The sequence below is a fragment of the Pseudomonas sp. NBRC 111127 genome (genome assembly GCF_001320345.1).
Lineage (GTDB): Bacteria > Pseudomonadota > Gammaproteobacteria > Pseudomonadales > Pseudomonadaceae > Aquipseudomonas > Aquipseudomonas juntendi.
This window is the reverse complement of sequence record NZ_BCBD01000113.1, coordinates 1-18020: the sequence shown is the minus strand read 5'-3', so window position 1 is coordinate 18020 and position 18020 is coordinate 1. Positions and strand designations below refer to the sequence as shown.

The window sequence follows — 18020 nt, the reverse complement described above, 5'->3', positions numbered from 1 at the left end:
GTTTTCATTACCAAAGCGGCGCAACCCACATCACCGACAAAGGCCAGGTGGTAACCGCGCTACCCGGGGGCCCGCTGAACCACCACTGGACCAAGAACGTGATCGCCAGCCCCAACGGCAAACACCTTTACGTGACAGTCGGTTCAAACAGCAATGTCGCCGAGAACGGAATGGACAAGGAACAAGGGCGGGCTGCGATCTGGGAAGTGAACCCGGCCAACGGCCAGCACCGGTTGTTCGCCACCGGGCTGCGCAACCCCAACGGCCTGGCCTGGGAGCCGAACAGCGGCAGCCTGTGGACTGCCGTCAATGAACGCGACGAAATCGGCAGCGACCTGGTGCCCGATTACATCACCTCCGTGAAGGACGGCGGCTTTTATGGCTGGCCCTACAGTTACTACGGCCAGCATGTGGACAGCCGTGTGCAACCGCCCGCACCGCAAAAGGTAGCCCAGGCGCTGGTCCCCGATTATGCCGTGGGGCCGCACACCGCCTCGTTGGGGCTGGCGTTCGCCGAACCGGGTGCGCTGCCTGCGCCATTCCAGCGCGGCGCGTTCGTCGGGCAACATGGCTCTTGGAACCGCAAGCCTCACAGTGGCTACAAGGTCATTTTCGTGCCGTTCGACCGCGCAGGCAAACCTGCAGGCAGCCCGGTGGACCTGCTGAGCGGCTTCCTGGATGAACAGGGCCAGGCCAAGGGGCGCCCGGTCGGTGTCATCAACGATGGACGCGGAGCGGTGCTGGTGGCAGACGATGTGGGCAACGTGGTCTGGCGGGTGAGCAAGGCAGCCGCCACCGCGCCGTAGCCCCGATCCCCTGCTATCAGGGGTTCTGCGCCAGGTGCCCTTGTGGAATCACCCGCTTGGCCTGCAGGTAGGCCTTGGCCCAGTAGCTGTTGGACAGGTAGTCCAGGCGCACGGTGCCACCCGTGGAAGGGGCATGCACAAAGCGCCCATCACCTACGTAGATACCTGCATGGCTGACTTGCGAGCCGCCACTGGTAGCGAAGAATACCAGGTCACCGGACTGCAACGCGTTGAGGTTTACGGTGGGCGCCCGCATGACGATCATCTCCCGCGTCGAGCGCGGCAGGCTGATGCCGGCGGCATCCCGGTAAACGTACTTGATCAGGCCGCTGCAATCGAAGCCGGAATCCGGCGTATTGCCACCCCAGCGGTAGGGCGTGCCCACCAGACCAATGGCGCGAATCAACACGTCATCGGCAACCGGCGAAGGGCTGGCCTGGCTATAGGAGGTGACCTGGGGCTTTATCACAGGGGCCGGCGCAGGGGCACGGCTGGAACAGGCAGCCAGCAAGGTTGCCAAGGAGAGGAATGCGAACCGCGCCATCGTTGCCATGGCCATAACTTCCTGTCTGAGACCGCTGCGCTGCAGCTGAAAAGAGTTGAGAAATTAGATTAGACGCTTTCTGTAAATGCGCACGGCGGCGAGCTTTTTTTCAAAAGCACCGCCGCCGTGGCAGGGTACAGCATTTTGCCATCAGTTGCGCGCGATGTTGGTCGGCGCCATGGCCAAGGCGCGCTTGGCTTCAATGAAGGTCTTGCTCCAGTAGCGGTCACCGAGGCTGTCGATGCGCACGCCACCGCTGCGGCGGCTGCTGGAGTGGATGAACTGGTTGTCACCCAGGTAGATGCCGGCATGGCTGACGCGACCGCGGCCATTGGTGCTGAAGAACAGCAGGTCACCTGGCTTGAGTTTGTTGCGCGCCACTTTCGGGGCATCGACGTTGATCATTTCACGCGTGGAGCGCGGCAGGGTCATGCCCGCCTCTTCGCGGAACAGATAACCGATGAAGCCACTGCAGTCGAAGCCGGACTTTTCCGAGGTACCGCCGAAGCGATAACGGGTGCCGATCAACGACATGCCGCGTTCCAGGATGCTGTCGGCCAGAACCGGCAGCTGGTAAGGCTTGCTGCTGGAGAACGACGCCAGGTCATCTTCGGTAGCCAGCTCTTCCGGTTCGCCGAATACCGACGAAGGCGAGGCTTGGGTTTTAACTGCCGCCTGAGCGGCGACAGGGGTGTGATCCTGGGACTGGGAAACCGGGCCTTGGGCCGCGCAGCCAAAAAGCAGGGTCACGAGTGCGAGTGGCACGAGGGGTGCAAAGCGCTTCAGCATGGGCACGACCGTGTCTGTAATCCTTTAGAAGGGGGAAACTATGCCCTCTATCATGGCCATTTGCAAATTTTATCGAAAAAGATGTGACTTTTTCGTTTTGCTGCTCTGGCCCAAGGATTTCAGGGGGTTACCAGCCGAGGGTTTCCTTGAGGAAAGGGATGGTGAGCTTGCGTTGGGCCTGCAGCGATGCCTGGTCGAGGCGCTCGAGCAGGTCGAACAGCGCACTCATGCTGCGTGCACCGCGGGTAAGGATGAAATGCCCGACTTCGTCGGTGAGGTGCAGGCCGCGGCGCGAGGCACGCAGTTGTAGCGCACGCAGCTTGTCTTCATCGGACAGGCCACGCATCTGGAACACCAGGGCCAGGGTCAGCCGCGACTTCAGATCCGGCAACTTGACCGGCAGTTCGCGGGGTGATGCCGAGGCGGCCAGTAACAGCCGTCGGCCGCTGTCACGCAGGCGGTTGAACAGGTGGAACATGGCCTCTTCCCAGTCTGGCTTGCCGGCGATCACATGCAGATCGTCTATGCAGACCAGTTCATACTGCGCCAGGTAGTCGAGCAGCCCTACGCCACGCTCGAGCAGTTGCGCCAGTGGCAGGTAGACCGCGGGCTCACCGCGCTGCTGGAAACGGTGCGTGGCGGCCTGCAGCAGGTGGCTGCGGCCAACACCCTGCTTGCCCCACAGGTAGATAAGGCTTTCGGTCCAGCCGGCGTCGGCTTCGCACAACCGCTCGACGTAGCCCAATGCCGCAGCATTGGCGCCCGGATAGTAGTTGATGAAGGTGGCGTCATCGCGCAGGCGCACACCCAGGGGCAACTGGATCGGTGGTTTCATGCTCGCGGGCAGTCGATGAGACCGCAGGGGGCCTTAGGTGAACAATCTGCAAAGTCTATACCCGCAACGCGGGGCGCACAATCGCGGCAACCGATAGCGCAAGCAAAATCAACAGGTTGCGCTGCAACCCCCCGACACTGCGCCACGACAGGAGCGCCCCTCATGAAGCCGCGACGCGGTGGCCGGGGTTACAGCTCTGGGTCGACGTCCCCGGCATACATGTCCGACTCTTTATAAAGATCATGCACATGCCGCAGGAGCACCATGATCACCGCCGCCACCGGCAGCGCCAGCAATACCCCGGTAAAACCGAACAGCTCGCCCCCCGCGAGGATGGCGAAGATCACCGCCACCGGGTGCAAGCCGATGCGGTCACCCACCAGCAACGGTGTCAGCACCATGCCTTCCAGTGCCTGCCCGATGACGAACACCGCGACAATGCCCAGCATCGGGTACAGGTCGCCGCCAAACTGGAACAGCCCGGCCACCAGCGCCGCGCCGATGCCGATGATGAAACCCATGTACGGCACGATGGCCGCCAAGCCGGCGAGCATGCCGATCAGCAGGCCCAGTTCCAGGCCCACCAGCATCAGCCCCACCGAATAGATGATGCCCAACGCCACCATCACCAGCAGCTGCCCGCGAACGAAGGCCCCCAGTACTTCATGGCACTCGCCAGCCAGGCCGACTATCTGGGGTTCCTGTTGGCGGGGCAACAGGCTGCGCAGTTTGGCCATCATCAGGTCCCAGTCCCGCAGCAGGTAGAAGCCCACGACCGGAATCATCACCATGTTGGCCAGCCAGGCGATCAGCGCCAGGCTCGAAGCGGTCGCCTGCGACAACACCACCCCGACAATGTCGGTGGTCTGGCCCATGTGCTCGCTGATAGCCGACTTGATCTTGTCGAACTTCCAGAAACCATCGGCCAGGCCAAGCCGCTGCTGCACCCACGGCAAGGCCACGTGCTGCAACCAGTCAAGCATCTGCGGCGCCAGCTCGTACAAGCGCACCAGCTGCTTGGCCAGCATCGGCACCAGCACCAGCAACAACGCCATGAACAGCAAGGTGAACAGCGCGAAAACCACCACCACACCCCATGTCCGCGACAGCCCGCGGCGCTCCAGCCAATCAACCAGCGGGTCGGCCAGGTAGGCCAGCAGAATACCGATCAGAAAGGGCGTGAGAATGTTGTGCAAGCTATAGAGCAGCACGACAACCAGCAGTATGGCGCCCAGCCAGATCCAGCGACGCAGGTCAGTCAATGTCAGTACTCCTTACCAACGAAAACGCAGGCCGTCGAACGGCGGGGGTGTAGGTTGAGGCTCGGTAGCCGGGGCCTGGCCACCCGTAGGCACCGGCGTGGCCGGTACTGCGGCGGTTTGTTCCACCGGCAGCTCCTGCAACTTGGCCAGGCCCAGCTGGGCACGCAATTGCTCACGGTTGCCGGTCACGCCGTAGGTCAGGGTGGTGCCGTCAGCCAACTGCAAGCGTGGGCCATAGGGTTCCAGCACCCGAGCCAACTCGGCGTAGCGCTGCAGGTTCATCCCCTGCACCTGCACCTGCAACTGGCTGCTGGCCCCCGGCCGGGTGACATAACGCGGTGCAAGGCGGTTGCCCACCGCCAGCATCACGGCATCAGCCAGTGCGGCCTGGTCGGCGCCCTCGGCAGTGCCCTGCTCGCGCTGGTCACCCAGCCACAGTTGCCATTTACCTTGCCACTTGCCATCGGCTTCCTGGGCATGCACCGCCAGCATGGCGTCGGCGCCGTAACGCTCGGCGGCCTCGCGCAGCGGCGCCGGGTCGCTGCCTTCGAGTTGTTTGGCATTGGCTACCAATTGCTCCTGCAGGTCGGCCAGCGGCAGGCGCAGCGGCAAACCGCGATGCTGGGCGGCACGCCGCAGTGGCTGGGCACTGGGCTGGCCATCACCGACCAGGCTGCTGCCTTCGACACTGTGATTGAGCCACCAGCTGAGGATCGACGGCCGGTTGCTCCCCCACAAGGCCAGGCCAGCCTTGCGCAGTGCGCGCTCGGTACTGCCCGGGTCGAACTCGACCACAACCGATTCCGGCGGGCCCGCCTCGGTGCCGACCTGGTTGATGATTTGCTGCGGGTCTTTGCGCAGGCCCGCCAACCCTGGGCTTTGCACCGCCTTGGGGTCACCGGTCAGGCGCAGGATGAGGGTTTCGAGGGCCTTGCCGGTAGCGGCTGTACGCGCTTCGGCGCCCTGCCCCGCAAGCGGTTCGTGCACCTGGTAAAGGTCGGAGACGTTTTCAGCCATGGCGGCGGCCGACACAAGGGCCAGGCAACCGGCTGCCAGAATAGAGATCAAGCGCATCGAGGATTCCGTCCAGTCGTGCTTCAAGCCGTGAGCTTCACGCTACAAGCTTAATGCAGCGCCAGCGCGGCGCTGCATTTTCTTGCGGCCTGAGGCTCGCTGGTTGCAGCTTATACATATGCAACCCCATCAACCACCCCGGGCCATTTTTCAGCAATTTACCGGCCTGCCCGTCGGCCTGAGGATGGCCGCTGCCCGGCAACCCTGATAAAATCGCGCGCCTTCACAGACCACTGACGTTTCAGGCAGCCGTCGCTCACCCGCCGGCCTTGGCCGCCATGGTCGTTTTTAAGAATCCCTCCCTCCTAAAGGCCTGGATCAATGAGCAAGCAACCCTCCCTGAGCTACAAGGACGCCGGTGTAGACATCGACGCCGGCGAAGCACTGGTCGAACGCATCAAGGGCGTGGCAAAACGCACCGCACGCCCTGAAGTCATGGGTGGCCTGGGCGGCTTCGGCGCCCTTTGCGAGATCCCGGCCGGCTACAAGCAGCCGGTGCTGGTCTCCGGCACCGACGGCGTCGGCACCAAGCTGCGCCTGGCGCTGAACCTGAACAAGCATGACAGCATCGGCCAGGACCTGGTCGCCATGTGCGTCAACGACCTGGTGGTGTGCGGCGCCGAGCCGCTGTTCTTCCTCGACTACTACGCCACCGGCAAGCTCAATGTCGACGTGGCTGCCACCGTGGTCACCGGCATCGGTGCCGGTTGCGAACTGGCCGGCTGCTCGCTGGTCGGTGGTGAAACCGCCGAAATGCCTGGCATGTACGAAGGCGAAGACTACGACCTGGCCGGTTTCTGCGTGGGCGTGGTGGAAAAGGCCGACATCATCGACGGTTCCAAGGTTGCCACCGGCGATGCACTGATCGCCCTGCCGTCCTCCGGCCCGCACTCCAACGGCTACTCGCTGATCCGCAAGATCCTCGAAGTGTCGGCCACCGACATCGAGAACACCCAGCTGGGCGGCACCCCGCTGACCGACCTGCTGATGGCCCCGACCCGCATCTACGTCAAGCCGCTGCTGCAGCTGATCAAGAACACCGGCGCAGTCAAAGCCATGGCCCACATCACCGGTGGCGGCCTGCTCGACAACATCCCGCGCGTACTGCCGAAAAACGCCCAGGCCGTGGTAGACGTGGCCAGCTGGCAGCGCCCGGCGGTGTTCGACTTCCTGCAGGAAAAAGGCAACGTCGACGAGCACGAAATGCACCGCGTATTGAACTGCGGCGTTGGCATGGTCATCTGCGTCGCCCAGGACCAGGTCGAAGCGGCCCTGAACGAACTGCGCGCCGCCGGTGAACAGCCATGGGTCATCGGCCACATCGCCGAAGCCGCCGAAGGCGCCGCCCAGGTCGAGCTGCAGAACCTCAAGGCACACTGATGCCGAGCAAGACCTGCAATATAGTGGTACTGCTGTCGGGTTCCGGCAGCAACCTGCAAGCCATGATCGACAGTTGCCAAGGCCAGGACAGCCCGGTGCGCATTCGTGCGGTGGTCTCCAACCGCGCCGATGCCTTCGGCCTGCAACGCGCCGCAGCCGCCGGCATTGAAAGCGCGGTGCTCGACCACACCCGGTTCGACGGCCGTGAAGCCTTCGATGCAGCGCTGATGGCGTGCATCGACGGCTTTGCCCCGGACCTGGTGGTGCTGGCCGGGTTCATGCGCATCCTCAGTGGCGACTTCGTGCGCCACTATCAGGGCCGCCTGCTCAATATCCACCCGTCGTTGCTGCCCAGGTACAAAGGGCTGCATACCCACCGCCGGGCGCTGGAGGCAGGCGACGCCGAGCATGGCTGCAGCGTACACTTCGTGACTGAGGAACTCGATGGCGGCCCACTGGTCGTACAGGCAGTAGTGCCGGTGGCGCCAGACGACACCGTCGAAAGCCTGGCCCAGCGGGTTCACCAGCAGGAACACCTGATCTACCCGCTGGCAGTGCGCTGGTTTGCCGAAGGCCGCTTGCGCCTTGCTGAACAGGGTGCATTACTGGACGGCCAGCCGCTGGCGGCCAGCGGTCACTTGATTCGATCCTAGGAGAACTTATGCGTCGTGCCCTGCTCTTGGCTCTCGCCGTGCTCGCCCTGCCGCTCCAGGCAGCTGATCTGAAGCCCTTCTCGGCCAGCTATACCGCCGACTGGAAGCAGCTGCCCATGAGCGGCACCGCCGAGCGCAGCCTGGTCAAAAATGCCAACGGTACCTGGGACCTTAACTTCAAGGCTTCCATGATGATCGCCAGCCTGACCGAGCAAAGCACCCTGCGCCTGGAAAACGACACCCTGCTGCCACAGAAGTACCACTTCGAGCGTGGTGGCCTGGGCAAGGCCAAGAAGGTCGACCTGAACTTCGACTGGAACACCAAGAAGATCACCGGTAGCGACCGGGGCGACGCCATTACCCTGCCGCTCAACCGCGGCGTACTGGACAAGTCTTCCTACCAGCTGGCCTTGCAGCATGACGTGGCGGCAGGCAAGAAGAGCATGACTTACCAGGTAGTCGATGGCGACGAGATCGACAATTACGACTTCCGCGTGCTGGGCACTGAAAAAGTCACCACCAAGACCGGCCAGGTCGATGCGGTGAAGGTCGAGCGCGTGCGCGACCCAAGCCAGAGCAAGCGCATCACCGAGCTGTGGTTTGCCAAGAACTGGGACTACCTGCTGGTGCAACTGCGCCAGGTGGAGACCGATGGCAAGGAGTATGTGATTGTGCTGCAGGATGGCACGGTCGATGGCAAGCCGGTGAAGGGTAACTGAGCCAGCGTGGCCAGAAACATCCGATAGCCCCGCCTAGTGCGGGGCTTTTTTGTGCCTGCACAAGGCTAATGAACCCCCTGTGGGAGCGGCCTTGCGTCGCGAAAGGGCCGCAAAGCGGCCCCGGCAATCTGGCGATAGGACAGAGAGCTTGGGGCCGCTGCGCGACCCTTTCGCGACACAAGGCCGCTCCCACATTTTTTGACCGCGTTCGGCCTTCATGAAACTTGTTTCATGCCCATTTTATTTACTTAGGCTGCTAACAAACTCTATAAAGAAGGTGTGCGACAGAGTGTCGCAGCCCTCTCAAGAAGTGGAGTTTAACGATGACAGTCCAAGTAACCGAACGCGACGAATCGAAAATGTCCCACGAAGGCGTGGCCGCTGGTGTACGCATCTGGGATGTGCACCAGCAAGGTCAACTGGTCGGCATGTTCCACAATGAACACGAGGCCCACCAGTACCGGGCAGAGCTCGAGAACCTGGAAAACCAGCGCACCACGCAATGACCCCATTCGTCATGAAAAACCCCGCCGAAGCGGGGTTTTTCGTATTTACCACATCAGATCGTCAGGGATCTTGTAGGCCGCGTACGGGTCATCTTCGTCCGCTTCCTCGACATGGGTGTTCAGCAACAGGATACGGCTGGGGTCGCGTTCCTGGATCTTCACCGCTGCTTCGCGCGGGATCACCTCGTAACCGCCGGCATGGGCCACCACCGCCAGCGCACCGTTGCTCAGCTTGGTACGCATCAGCGCGTTGACGGCGATACGCTTGACCTTCTTGTCGTCAACGAAGTTGTAATAGTCCTCTGTGCTCAGCTTGGGCAGGCGCGTGGCTTCGATCAGTTGCTTGATCTGTGCGGCACGGGCCTTCTGCTCCGCCTTTTCCTGCTGCTGGCGGTTCAGCTCCTGGTCGCGCTTGACCTTTTCGGCCATGGCTTCCTTGGCCAGACGCTGCTGGCTGTCGTCGACGTCGACCTGGCCTTTGTGCTCCATGCGCTTCTGTTTCTTTTCAGCTTTGTTGGTCTGCGAGACCTGTTTCTGGTTGACCAGACCGGCTTTGAGCAATTGGTCGCGAAGGGAAAGGCTCATGAATGTTCACTCACTTATGCAACAGCTCAGCCGCAGCTGGGCAGGTTCTTTTCCTGACGCTTGGCTTCGCCCCACAGGGCGTCCAGCTCGTCAAGGTTACACGCTTCAATAGGGCGACCGCTGTCGCGCAATGCCTGTTCGATAAAGCGGAAACGCCGCTCGAACTTGCGATTGGCGCGGCGCAGGGCATGTTCCGGATCTTGCTTGAGGTGGCGCGCCAGGTTCACGGCCGCGAACAGCAGGTCACCGACCTCATCTTCGAGCGCATCGGCATCGCCATCGGCCATGGCCTGCAGCACTTCATCCAGTTCCTCGCGGACTTTATCCAGCACCGGCAGCGCCGCAGGCCAGTCGAAGCCGACCGTGGCCGCACGCTTTTGCAGTTTGGCCGCCCGCGACAGCGCCGGCAAGGTCGTGGGTACGTCGTCGAGCAGGGACAACTGCTCAGGCAGGCTTTTTTCCGCCCGTTCCTGGGCCTTGATTTCTTCCCAGCGCGACTTGACCTGGGCCTCGCTCAAGCGGGGGGTGTCCAGCGGCGCATACAGCTCACCCGTGGGGAACACATGCGGGTGGCGCCGAATGAGCTTGCGGGTGATGCTGTCGACCACGCCATCGAACTCGAAACGCCCCTCCTCCCTGGCCAGCTGGCTGTAGTAGACCACCTGGAACAGCAAGTCGCCCAGCTCACCCTGCAAGTGCTCGAAGTCACCGCGCTCGATGGTGTCGGCGACTTCGTAGGCCTCTTCGAGGGTATGCGGGACGATGCTCGCGTAGTTCTGCTGCAGGTCCCATGGGCAACCGTACTGCGGGTCGCGCAGGCGGGCCATGAGGTGCAGCAGGTCTTCGAGGGTGTAGGTCATTCAGGCAGGTCCTTCGGTGGTGGCTTCTTCGCGGGCTTGCCCGCTGCCACAGGGTGGATGCAGGTTTCGAAAACTGCACCGTACCTGTGGGAGCGGGCAAGCCCGCGAAGCAGGCGCCGCGGTCTCAAGGGGTACGATTACGCCGCGTCTCGATGATGTTCGGCAACTGCGAGATGCGCCCCAACAACCGCCCCAGCGCGTCCAGGCCTGGAATTTCGATGGTCAGCGACATCAGCGCGGTGTTGTCTTCCTTGTTCGAGCGGGTGTTCACCGCCAGCACGTTGATCTTCTCGTTCAGCAGCACTTGCGACACATCGCGCAGCAACCCCGGGCGGTCGTAGGCACGGATGACGATGTCGACCGGGTAGGTCTGCACCGGTATCGGCCCCCAGCTCACCTGGATCATGCGCTCCGGTTCCTTGCCTGCCAGTTGCAGCACCGAGGCGCAATCCTGGCGGTGAATGCTCACGCCACGGCCTTGCGTGATGTAACCGACGATGGCATCGCCCGGCAGTGGCTGGCAGCAGCCGGCCATCTGCGTCAGCAGGTTGCCAACCCCCTGGATCTGGATGTCGCCACGCTTGCCGGATCGCGGCCCGGCAGGCTTGCGCGGCACCAGTTCGATCTGCTCGATGCGCTCGGGCTCCAGCAACTGCTGGGCAGCGTTGACCAGGTGCGCCAGGCGCAGGTCGCCAGCACCGAGCGAAGCGAACATGTCTTCGGCGGTCTTGACGTTGGTTTTCTCCGCCAGGCGCTCGAAGTCCACCTGCGGCAGGCCCAGGCGGCTGAGCTCCCGTTCGAGCAAGGTCTTGCCGGCGGCCACGTTCTGGTCGCGCGCCTGCAGCTTGAACCAGTGCACGATCTTGGCCCGGGCCCGCGACGTGGTGACATAGCCCAGGTTGGAGTTCAACCAGTCACGGCTCGGGTTGCCGTGCTTGCTGGTGATGATCTCGACCTGCTCGCCCGTCTGCAGGCTGTAGTTCAGCGGCACGATCCGGCCGTTGATCTTGGCGCCGCGGCAGTTGTGGCCGATTTCGGTGTGCACGCGGTAGGCGAAGTCCAGCGGTGTCGCACCCTTGGGCAGGTCGATGGCATGCCCGTCCGGGGTGAACACATAAACCCGGTCCGGCTCGATGTCGACCCGCAGTTGCTCGGCCAGGCCACCGATGTCGCCCAGCTCTTCGTGCCATTCCAGCACCTGGCGCAGCCAGGAGATCTTTTCTTCGTAGTGGTTGGAGCTTGGCTTGACGTCGGTGCCTTTGTAGCGCCAGTGGGCACACACGCCAAGCTCGGCTTCCTCGTGCATGCCGTGGGTACGGATCTGCACTTCCAGCACCTTGCCCTCAGGCCCGATTACCGCCGTGTGCAACGAGCGATAGCCGTTCTCCTTGGGGTTGGCGATGTAGTCGTCGAACTCTTTGGGGATGTGCCGCCACAGGGTGTGGACGATGCCCAATGCGGTATAGCAGTCGCGAATTTCCGGCACCAGCACACGCACTGCGCGCACATCGTAGATCTGGCTGAATTCCAGGCCTTTGCGCTTCATCTTGCGCCAGATCGAATAAATGTGTTTTGCCCGGCCGCTGATGTCGGCTTTCACCCCGGTGGCCAGCAGTTCGTTCTGCAACTGGTTCATCACGTCGCTGATGAACCGCTCGCGGTCCAGCCGGCGCTCGTGCAGCAACTTGGCGATCTGTTTGTACTGCTCGGGCTCCAGGTAGCGGAAGGACAAGTCCTCCAGCTCCCACTTGATATGGCCGATACCCAGGCGGTGCGCCAACGGCGCATAGATGTCGAACACCTCACGCGCGACGCGCAGGCGTTTCTCATCGTCGGCCGCCTTGACCGCACGGATGGCGCAGGTCCGCTCGGCCAGCTTGATCAGCGCCACGCGTACGTCATCGACCATGGCCACAAGCATCTTGCGCAGGTTTTCGACCTGCGCCTGCGAGCCCAATACCAGCGACTGCCGCGGGCTGAGGCTGGCGCTGATGGCGGCCATGCGCAGCACGCCGTCGATCAGCTTCGAGACCACCGGCCCAAAGCGCTGGCTGACCTCGGCCAACGTGACCTTCCCCTCGCGCACCGAACGGTAGATGACCGCGGCCACCAACGAATCCTGGTCGAGCTTGAGGTCGGCGAGGATTTCGGCAATTTCCAGCCCTGCCTGAAAGCTGGACGTGCCGTCCGCCCAGGAATGCTTGGCGGGGTTGCCCTTTTTTTCGACCTCGTGAGCAAACTCGCAGGCTTCTTTCAGCGCTGCGCGATCCAGTGCCGAATCGACACTTACCACATGATCCAGCCATGCATCGAGATTGATACTGCCGTCCGTGTTGACCGGCTGGTGCACTCTCACCTGTACCATCTTGTTTTACCTTTCCATACAGCGCTGCACTCACGGCGGCGCTGGCGATCACCGTACAGCCACCCTTCCGTGGCGGCCGCACCAAGGGGCCAGTCAGCTAGCCCGCTTCGAATAACGCCATGGCCTCGACATGCGCCGTTTGAGGAAACATGTCGAGAATCCCGGCCCGTGTTAACCGGTACCCCTGGCCGGCCAGCACCTGGGCGTCTCGCGCCAGTGTGGCCGGGTTGCACGATACATAGACCAGCCTGCTGGCCTTGAGGCGGGCGATGCCTTGCACCACCTCGTAAGCACCGTCGCGCGGTGGGTCCAAGAGTACCGCAGAAAAGCCCTCGGCGGCCCATCCGGTGCCGGCCAATGGCTGCGATAAATCGGCCTGAAAAAACCGTGCGTTATGCACATTGTTGTTTCTGGCATTGGCCGCGGCCCGATCGACCATGGCTTGCACACCTTCCACTGCCACCACTTCACGCGCCTGGCGTGCCAGCGGCAGGGCGAAGTTGCCCAGGCCGCAGAACAGGTCGAGCACCCGCTCATCGGCCTGCGGCGCAAGCCAGGCCAGCGCCTGCTCGATCATCGCCGTATTGACCTGGGCGTTGACCTGCACGAAGTCGCCAGGGCGCCAGGCCAGCTCAAGCTGCCACGGCGCCAGGGCAAAGCCCAATGGTGCCGCAGGTTCGACGGGCGCCGGTTCACCTTCGCCTTGCAGCCATAACTGCGCGTTGGCCTGCTCGCAGAACGCCTGCAACCGGGCCAGGTCCTGCGCCGGCAATGGCGCCACATGGCGCACCAGCAGCGCTTCGGCAGAGCCGCTGAACAGCTCCACATGGCCCAAGGCCTGCGGTTTTTCCAGCGAACGCAGCACGGTCGGCAGGTGGCGCAGAATCGACTGCAAGGGCTGTACCAGCACCGGGCAATCGTCGATGGCGATGATGTCCTGGCTGGCTTCGGCACGGAAGCCGACGTGCAGCTCACGCGCCTTGACGTCCCAGCGCACTGCCACGCGAGCACGGCGCCGGTAGCCGAACGCTGGCCCGCTAAGCGGCGGCGCCCAGGCGTCGGGCTGCACACCGGCCACCCGTTGCAGTTGTTCGGCCAAGGTCCGCTGCTTCAGCGCCAGTTGCGCCTCGTGCGGCAGGTGCTGCAGGGTGCAGCCACCACAGCGGCTGTAATGGCGACAGGGCGCTTCACGGCGCTCGGGGCTGGCCTGCAGCACACGCTCCAGGCGGGCCTCGACCACCTTGCCGCGCGCATTGAGCACCCGCGCTTCCACGGCCTCACCGGCCAGGGCGCCACTGACGAACCAGGTACGCCCTTCATGGAAGGCAATGCCACGGCCGTCGCCGGCCACCCGCTCGATGTCCAGGCGCTGCTTCTTGCCCACGGGGACCTGGGGGCTGCGGCTACCGCCGGCCGGCTGGAAGCGCAGGCCGCTGTTGGTTTTTTTCTTGGTCATTTAGCTGGGATCGAACAGGCCGGTGGACAGGTAACGGTCACCGCGGTCGCAAATGATCGCCACCATTACTGCATGCTCCACCTCACGCGACAGGCGCAGCATGGCGGCAACCGCACCACCGGAAGACACGCCGCAGAAAATGCCCTCTTCGCGGGCAAGGCGGCGGGTGGTGTCTTCGGCTTCCTGCTGCGACATGTCGACCACGCGGTCTACGCGCGTGGCGTCGAAGATCTTCGGCAGGTACTCCTGCGGCCAACGGCGGATACCCGGGATGGCCGAACCTTCCATCGGTTGCAGGCCGATGATCTGCACCGCCGGGTTTTGCTCCTTGAGGTACTGCGAGCAGCCCATGATGGTGCCGGTGGTCCCCATGGAGCTGACGAAATGGGTGACGCTGCCCTGTGTCTGCTGCCAGATTTCCGGGCCGGTGCTGTTGTAGTGGGCAACCGGGTTGTCACCGTTGGCGAACTGGTCCAGCACCAGGCCGCGGCCTTCACGCTGCAGCTTCTCGGCCAGGTCGCGGGCACCTTCCATGCCCTCTTCCTTGGTCACCAGAATCAGCTCGGCGCCGTAGGCGGTCATGGCCGCCTTGCGCTCAGCGGTGGAGTTGTCCGGCATGATCAGGATCATCTTGTAGCCCTTGATCGCCGCTGCCATCGCCAAGGCGATGCCGGTATTGCCGGAGGTGGCTTCGATCAGGGTGTCACCGGGCTTGATCTGGCCACGCAACTCGGCGCGGGTGATCATCGACAGGGCCGGGCGGTCCTTCACCGAGCCGGCGGGATTGTTACCTTCGAGCTTGAGCAGGAGAGTATTGCTGGTTTGGCCAGCAATGCGCTGCAGGCGAACCAGTGGCGTATTGCCGACGCAATCGGCGATGGTTGGGTACTGCAAGGTCATGGTGTATTTCACAATCCGGACGGCAGGGGCGCCTATCATACCGGCAAACCCTTCCCGGCCATATCACGCAATCTGTAGTGGATATAGCTACAGGCTATATGACGGGGGCTGCTGCACCGGCAACCTCATGCACAGGCGTAACCCGCGCTTGCCGTTCTGCGCCCACAGCGTGCCACCCTGGCGCTGGATGGCGCTGCGGGCAATGCTCAGCCCCAGGCCAAAGCCACCCACGCCGGGCCGCGAACCGTCCAGGCGCAAGAACGGCGCGAAAATCCGCTCCAGCTCATCGTCGCCCACGCCACCGCCCTCGTCTTCCAGCCACAGGCACCAGTAGCCACCTTCACGTTGCCCACCCAAGCGCACGACACCGTCGGCCGGCGAATACCGAATGGCATTGCGCAGCAGGTTCTCCAGCGCCTGGGCCAAGTGGTTGAGGTTACCCTGCACCCAGCAACCGTCTGGTACTTCGCAACGCAGCCGCGTGGGCGCCCAGCCACTTTCATAGCAGGCATTCTCGGCCAGCAGGTCCCACAAGGCCTGAACCTCGATCGGCTCCAGGTTCATCGGCGCACGCTCGGCGTCCTGCCAGGCCAGTTGCAGGGTTGCCTCGACCAGTTGCTGCATGCCGTCCAGTTCCCGGCCGAGGCGCTCGCGCAGGCGTTGCAGATCGGTTTCCCCGTCGCAAGCCACGCGCAAACGGCTCAGGGGGGTGCGCATTTCATGGGACAAGTCGCGCAGCAGCTGTTGTTGCAGGGTGACGGTGCCCTGTAGCCGCTCGGCCATCTGGTCGAAGGCGCGGGCCAGTTCCCCCAGCTCGTCGTGCCGGGCGATGAGCCGCGAATCAAGGCGAGTCGAAAGCTGGTCGGCACGCCAGGCCCGGGCCTGCTCGCGCAGTTGGTTCAACGGCACGATCAGCATGCGGTACAGGCCCACGCACAGCAGCAAGGTGAACAGGCCCGGGATGATGCCGTTGGTGATGATGCGCCACAGCACGCGGTGCTGGTCCGGGTTGAAGCGCTTGGGCAGTTCGATCACCAGCATGCCCTGCTCGGGCGCACCGGGGAACGGGATGCGTAGCCACGGCTGCTCGACGCTGCGCCGGCTCATCGGCCAGTCGACCCCACGCAGGCGGGTCAGGCGCTGCATGATCTGCGGGTTGAGAGCCGCGCTGTCGAGCGGTTTCAGGTTGATATCGAGCACACCCACCCAGCCATGTTCACGCTGGTGCATCGCCGCCACCCACTGGTCCAGCCCGGCCCGACCACCGCTGCGCCAGGCCTGCTCGGCCTCGCTGGCATAGCCGCGCAAGGTCTGGCGCGCCGGCTCCGACAAGAAGGCGTTCTGCAGCTCCATGCGCTGGCCCCAGGTGTAGCTGAGGCCGATCATCAGCAGGCAGAAGCCGACCAGCAGGATGGCCAGTTTCCAGAACAGCGAATGGCGGTCGAGCATGGCTATTGCGCCTCACCCACGCCGAACACGTAGCCCTTGCCCCATACGGTGCGGATCTGCAACCCCTGATAACCGATGCCCTTGAGCTTGCGGCGGATCTGGCTGACATGCATGTCCAGGCTGCGGTCGTGCCGCGAATAGCCGCGTTGCAACACCTGCTGGTACAGGAACGCCTTGCTCAGCACTTCCTCCTGGTTGCGGTAAAGGGTGTCGAGCAGGCGAAACTCGCTGGGGGTCAGCCCGGCCAGACGGCCATCAAGGCGCACATCGCACAGGCCATCGTCGAAGTGCAGCGCGCCCGCCTCTGCCGGCGGCTGCGGCGCCTGGTAGCGGCGTTCGAGCGCTACACGGCGCAGGATCGCTTCAATGCGCACTTGCAGCTCAGCCATGCTGAAGGGTTTGGGCAGGTAGTCGTCGGCCCCGCGCTGAAAGCCGCTGATGCGGTCTGCCTCGGCGCCCAGCGCCGACATCAGAATCACCGGTGTGGTACTGCGCTGGCGCAACTGGGCCAGCGCATCCAGACCATTCAACCCAGGCAGCAGAATATCCATGAGCACCACGTCGAAGACCTGGCGGCCTGCCGTTTCCAGGCCCTCCAGGCCACTGCGGCACCAGGTGACCTGGAAGCCACCGCGCTGCAGCTCTTCATGCAGGTAGGCGCCCAGCACCGGGTCGTCCTCGATGGCGAGGACATTGGGGTTGTGAATAGCTACAGGACTCATTGGCAACTGCCATGCATTCTCAATTACGCGATTATTGTGTATGTGCGCCCTGCCAGGCAACCGCGATACGACCCGCGCTGCAGGATCGGCGCAAAACACCGACTAAACAGATGCAATGGCGTGCCAGGCAGAGTAACGTCGCGTCTTGGCCGTCACCCACTGACGGTGGCCAGGCACATCACAGGAGGCGAGTGTGCTCGATCGTTTGGGAATCCGCAGCCGGGTCCTGCTGCTGGCACTGTTACCGGCAGGCCTGATGGCGCTGGTGCTGGGCAGTTATTTCACCTGGCTGCAACAAAACGACCTGCGCACCCAGTTACTGCAGCGCGGCAAGATGATCGCCGAACAGCTGGCGCCGCTGGCCGCCCCGGCCATGGCCCGGTTGGCGCCTGCGCAGCTGGAGCGCATCGCCGCGCAAACCCTGGAGCAGAGCGACGTGCGCTCGGTTGCCTTCCTGGCGCCGGACCGCACGCGCCTGGCCCATGCCGGGCCGAGCATGCTCAACCAGCCACCCAGCGGCGGCACCGGCACCCAGTTGCTGCAGCGCAGCGGCAATGACGCCACCCGCTACCTGATGCCCGTGTTCGGCCACCACCGGGACCTGGCCACCGAGGCCGTGCCTGCCGAAGCCGAGCGGCTGCTGGGCTGGGTCGAGATCGAGCTGTCCCACGATGGCACCCTGCTGCGCGGCTACCGCAACCTGTTCACCAGCCTGCTGCTGATCCTCGCCTGCCTGGTGCTCAGCGGCCTGCTGGCATTGCGCATGGGCCGCTCGATCAACGACCCCATCGAACGTATCAAGCACGCGGTCAACCAGCTCAAGGACGGCCACCTCGAAGAGCGCCTGCCGACCATGGGCAGCCATGAGCTGGACGAACTGGCACGCGGCATCAACCGCATGGCCGAAACCCTGCACAACGCCCATGAAGAACTGCAGCACAGCATCGACCAGGCCACCGAAGACGTGCGCCAGAACCTGGAAACCATCGAAATCCAGAACATCGAACTGGACATGGCTCGCAAGGAGGCACTGGAGGCCAGCCGCATCAAGTCGGAGTTCCTGGCCAACATGAGCCATGAGATCCGCACCCCGCTCAACGGCATTCTCGGCTTTA

Annotated in this window: 18 protein-coding genes; 6 read left to right on the top strand and 12 right to left on the bottom strand. The window is 63.6% G+C overall.

Going from position 1 to position 18020, the window contains the following annotated elements:
* Positions 1-806: sorbosone dehydrogenase family protein (locus tag APH30_RS18980; protein ID WP_177333756.1), on the top strand; the 806-nt coding region annotated here is incomplete at its 5' end.
* A 16-nt stretch (positions 807-822) separates the two neighbouring features.
* Here the strand turns inward: APH30_RS18980 and APH30_RS18975 are convergent.
* The 5 genes from APH30_RS18975 to APH30_RS18955 form a co-directional block, all read right to left on the bottom strand.
* Positions 823-1359 (bottom strand): C40 family peptidase, encoded by a 537-nt coding sequence (locus APH30_RS18975; RefSeq protein WP_033690602.1) that lies wholly within the window; start codon positions 1357-1359, stop codon positions 823-825.
* A 141-nt stretch (positions 1360-1500) separates the two neighbouring features.
* Positions 1501-2139 carry a C40 family peptidase gene (locus APH30_RS18970; RefSeq protein ID WP_054913432.1) on the bottom strand — a complete coding sequence of 213 codons (639 nt, stop codon included), beginning with the start codon at positions 2137-2139 and terminating at the stop codon, positions 1501-1503.
* A gap of 127 nt (positions 2140-2266) precedes the next feature.
* Positions 2267-2974 (bottom strand): DnaA regulatory inactivator Hda, encoded by a 708-nt coding sequence (hda, locus tag APH30_RS18965; RefSeq protein WP_009683956.1) that lies wholly within the window; start codon positions 2972-2974, stop codon positions 2267-2269.
* Positions 2975-3162: 188 nt separating this feature from the next.
* Complete coding sequence (locus APH30_RS18960) at positions 3163-4236, bottom strand: AI-2E family transporter (protein ID WP_047150256.1); 1074 nt, start codon at positions 4234-4236, stop codon at positions 3163-3165.
* A 12-nt stretch (positions 4237-4248) separates the two neighbouring features.
* A complete protein-coding gene (locus tag APH30_RS18955; RefSeq protein ID WP_054913431.1) occupies positions 4249-5310 on the bottom strand; it encodes a DUF2066 domain-containing protein in 1062 nt (353 codons plus the stop codon).
* A gap of 321 nt (positions 5311-5631) precedes the next feature.
* On the opposite strand from APH30_RS18955, the gene purM reads away from it, so the two are divergent.
* From purM to APH30_RS18935, 4 genes are all read left to right on the top strand, one after another.
* Complete coding sequence (purM, locus tag APH30_RS18950) at positions 5632-6690, top strand: phosphoribosylformylglycinamidine cyclo-ligase (RefSeq protein ID WP_009683953.1); 1059 nt, start codon at positions 5632-5634, stop codon at positions 6688-6690.
* Positions 6690-7343, top strand: coding sequence for a phosphoribosylglycinamide formyltransferase (gene purN, locus APH30_RS18945; RefSeq protein ID WP_054913430.1), 654 nt, complete (start codon positions 6690-6692; stop codon positions 7341-7343). The genes purM and purN overlap by 1 nt, the downstream gene beginning before the upstream one ends.
* An 8-nt stretch (positions 7344-7351) precedes the next feature.
* Positions 7352-8062, top strand: coding sequence for a DUF3108 domain-containing protein (locus APH30_RS18940; protein WP_029886606.1), 711 nt, complete (start codon positions 7352-7354; stop codon positions 8060-8062).
* A gap of 323 nt (positions 8063-8385) precedes the next feature.
* The gene (locus APH30_RS18935; RefSeq protein ID WP_029886605.1) at positions 8386-8568 is read left to right on the top strand and encodes a hypothetical protein; all 183 of its coding nucleotides are present in this window, start codon (positions 8386-8388) and stop codon (positions 8566-8568) included.
* A gap of 45 nt (positions 8569-8613) precedes the next feature.
* Here APH30_RS18935 and APH30_RS18930 read toward each other — a convergent pair whose 3' ends face one another.
* The 7 genes from APH30_RS18930 to APH30_RS18900 all read right to left on the bottom strand — a co-directional run bounded on the left by APH30_RS18930 (position 8614) and on the right by APH30_RS18900 (position 16905).
* A complete protein-coding gene (locus APH30_RS18930) occupies positions 8614-9153 on the bottom strand; it encodes a DUF2058 domain-containing protein (RefSeq protein WP_009684294.1) in 540 nt (179 codons plus the stop codon).
* A 26-nt stretch (positions 9154-9179) separates the two neighbouring features.
* On the bottom strand, positions 9180-10013 hold the full coding sequence (mazG, locus tag APH30_RS18925; protein WP_009684293.1) for a nucleoside triphosphate pyrophosphohydrolase: 834 nt from the start codon (positions 10011-10013) through the stop codon (positions 9180-9182).
* Between the two features lie 124 nt (positions 10014-10137).
* Positions 10138-12378: a GTP diphosphokinase gene (gene relA / locus APH30_RS18920; protein WP_009684292.1), complete on the bottom strand. Its 2241-nt coding sequence runs from the start codon at positions 12376-12378 to the stop codon at positions 10138-10140.
* Positions 12379-12475: 97 nt separating this feature from the next.
* On the bottom strand, positions 12476-13834 hold the full coding sequence (gene rlmD, locus APH30_RS18915; RefSeq protein WP_054913429.1) for a 23S rRNA (uracil(1939)-C(5))-methyltransferase RlmD: 1359 nt from the start codon (positions 13832-13834) through the stop codon (positions 12476-12478).
* Complete coding sequence (cysM, locus tag APH30_RS18910; RefSeq protein WP_033690658.1) at positions 13835-14734, bottom strand: cysteine synthase CysM; 900 nt, start codon at positions 14732-14734, stop codon at positions 13835-13837.
* Between the two features lie 87 nt (positions 14735-14821).
* Complete coding sequence (locus tag APH30_RS18905) at positions 14822-16183, bottom strand: sensor histidine kinase (protein ID WP_054913428.1); 1362 nt, start codon at positions 16181-16183, stop codon at positions 14822-14824.
* A 2-nt stretch (positions 16184-16185) separates the two neighbouring features.
* Positions 16186-16905 carry a response regulator transcription factor gene (locus APH30_RS18900; RefSeq protein WP_054913427.1) on the bottom strand — a complete coding sequence of 240 codons (720 nt, stop codon included), beginning with the start codon at positions 16903-16905 and terminating at the stop codon, positions 16186-16188.
* Between the two features lie 193 nt (positions 16906-17098).
* On the opposite strand from APH30_RS18900, the gene APH30_RS18895 reads away from it, so the two are divergent.
* On the top strand, positions 17099-18020 hold a 922-nt coding region (locus tag APH30_RS18895), incomplete at its 3' end, for a HAMP domain-containing protein (RefSeq protein ID WP_156326558.1).

What these genes read in the sequence shown, in the direction of transcription:
- APH30_RS18975 (WP_033690602.1), bottom strand. Translation starts at nt 1,359, where the DNA reads ATGGCAACGATGGCGCGGTTCGCATTCCTCTCCTTGGCAACCTTGCTG.
- APH30_RS18970 (WP_054913432.1), bottom strand. Translation starts at nt 2,139, where the DNA reads ATGCTGAAGCGCTTTGCACCCCTCGTGCCACTCGCACTCGTGACCCTG.
- hda (WP_009683956.1), bottom strand. Translation starts at nt 2,974, where the DNA reads ATGAAACCACCGATCCAGTTGCCCCTGGGTGTGCGCCTGCGCGATGAC.
- APH30_RS18955 (WP_054913431.1), bottom strand. Translation starts at nt 5,310, where the DNA reads ATGCGCTTGATCTCTATTCTGGCAGCCGGTTGCCTGGCCCTTGTGTCG.
- purM (WP_009683953.1), top strand. Translation starts at nt 5,632, where the DNA reads ATGAGCAAGCAACCCTCCCTGAGCTACAAGGACGCCGGTGTAGACATC.
- purN (WP_054913430.1), top strand. Translation starts at nt 6,690, where the DNA reads ATGCCGAGCAAGACCTGCAATATAGTGGTACTGCTGTCGGGTTCCGGC.
- APH30_RS18940 (WP_029886606.1), top strand. Translation starts at nt 7,352, where the DNA reads ATGCGTCGTGCCCTGCTCTTGGCTCTCGCCGTGCTCGCCCTGCCGCTC.
- APH30_RS18935 (WP_029886605.1), top strand. Translation starts at nt 8,386, where the DNA reads ATGACAGTCCAAGTAACCGAACGCGACGAATCGAAAATGTCCCACGAA.
- APH30_RS18930 (WP_009684294.1), bottom strand. Translation starts at nt 9,153, where the DNA reads ATGAGCCTTTCCCTTCGCGACCAATTGCTCAAAGCCGGTCTGGTCAAC.
- mazG (WP_009684293.1), bottom strand. Translation starts at nt 10,013, where the DNA reads ATGACCTACACCCTCGAAGACCTGCTGCACCTCATGGCCCGCCTGCGC.
- relA (WP_009684292.1), bottom strand. Translation starts at nt 12,378, where the DNA reads ATGGTACAGGTGAGAGTGCACCAGCCGGTCAACACGGACGGCAGTATC.
- rlmD (WP_054913429.1), bottom strand. Translation starts at nt 13,834, where the DNA reads ATGACCAAGAAAAAAACCAACAGCGGCCTGCGCTTCCAGCCGGCCGGC.
- cysM (WP_033690658.1), bottom strand. Translation starts at nt 14,734, where the DNA reads ATGACCTTGCAGTACCCAACCATCGCCGATTGCGTCGGCAATACGCCA.
- APH30_RS18905 (WP_054913428.1), bottom strand. Translation starts at nt 16,183, where the DNA reads ATGCTCGACCGCCATTCGCTGTTCTGGAAACTGGCCATCCTGCTGGTC.
- APH30_RS18900 (WP_054913427.1), bottom strand. Translation starts at nt 16,905, where the DNA reads ATGAGTCCTGTAGCTATTCACAACCCCAATGTCCTCGCCATCGAGGAC.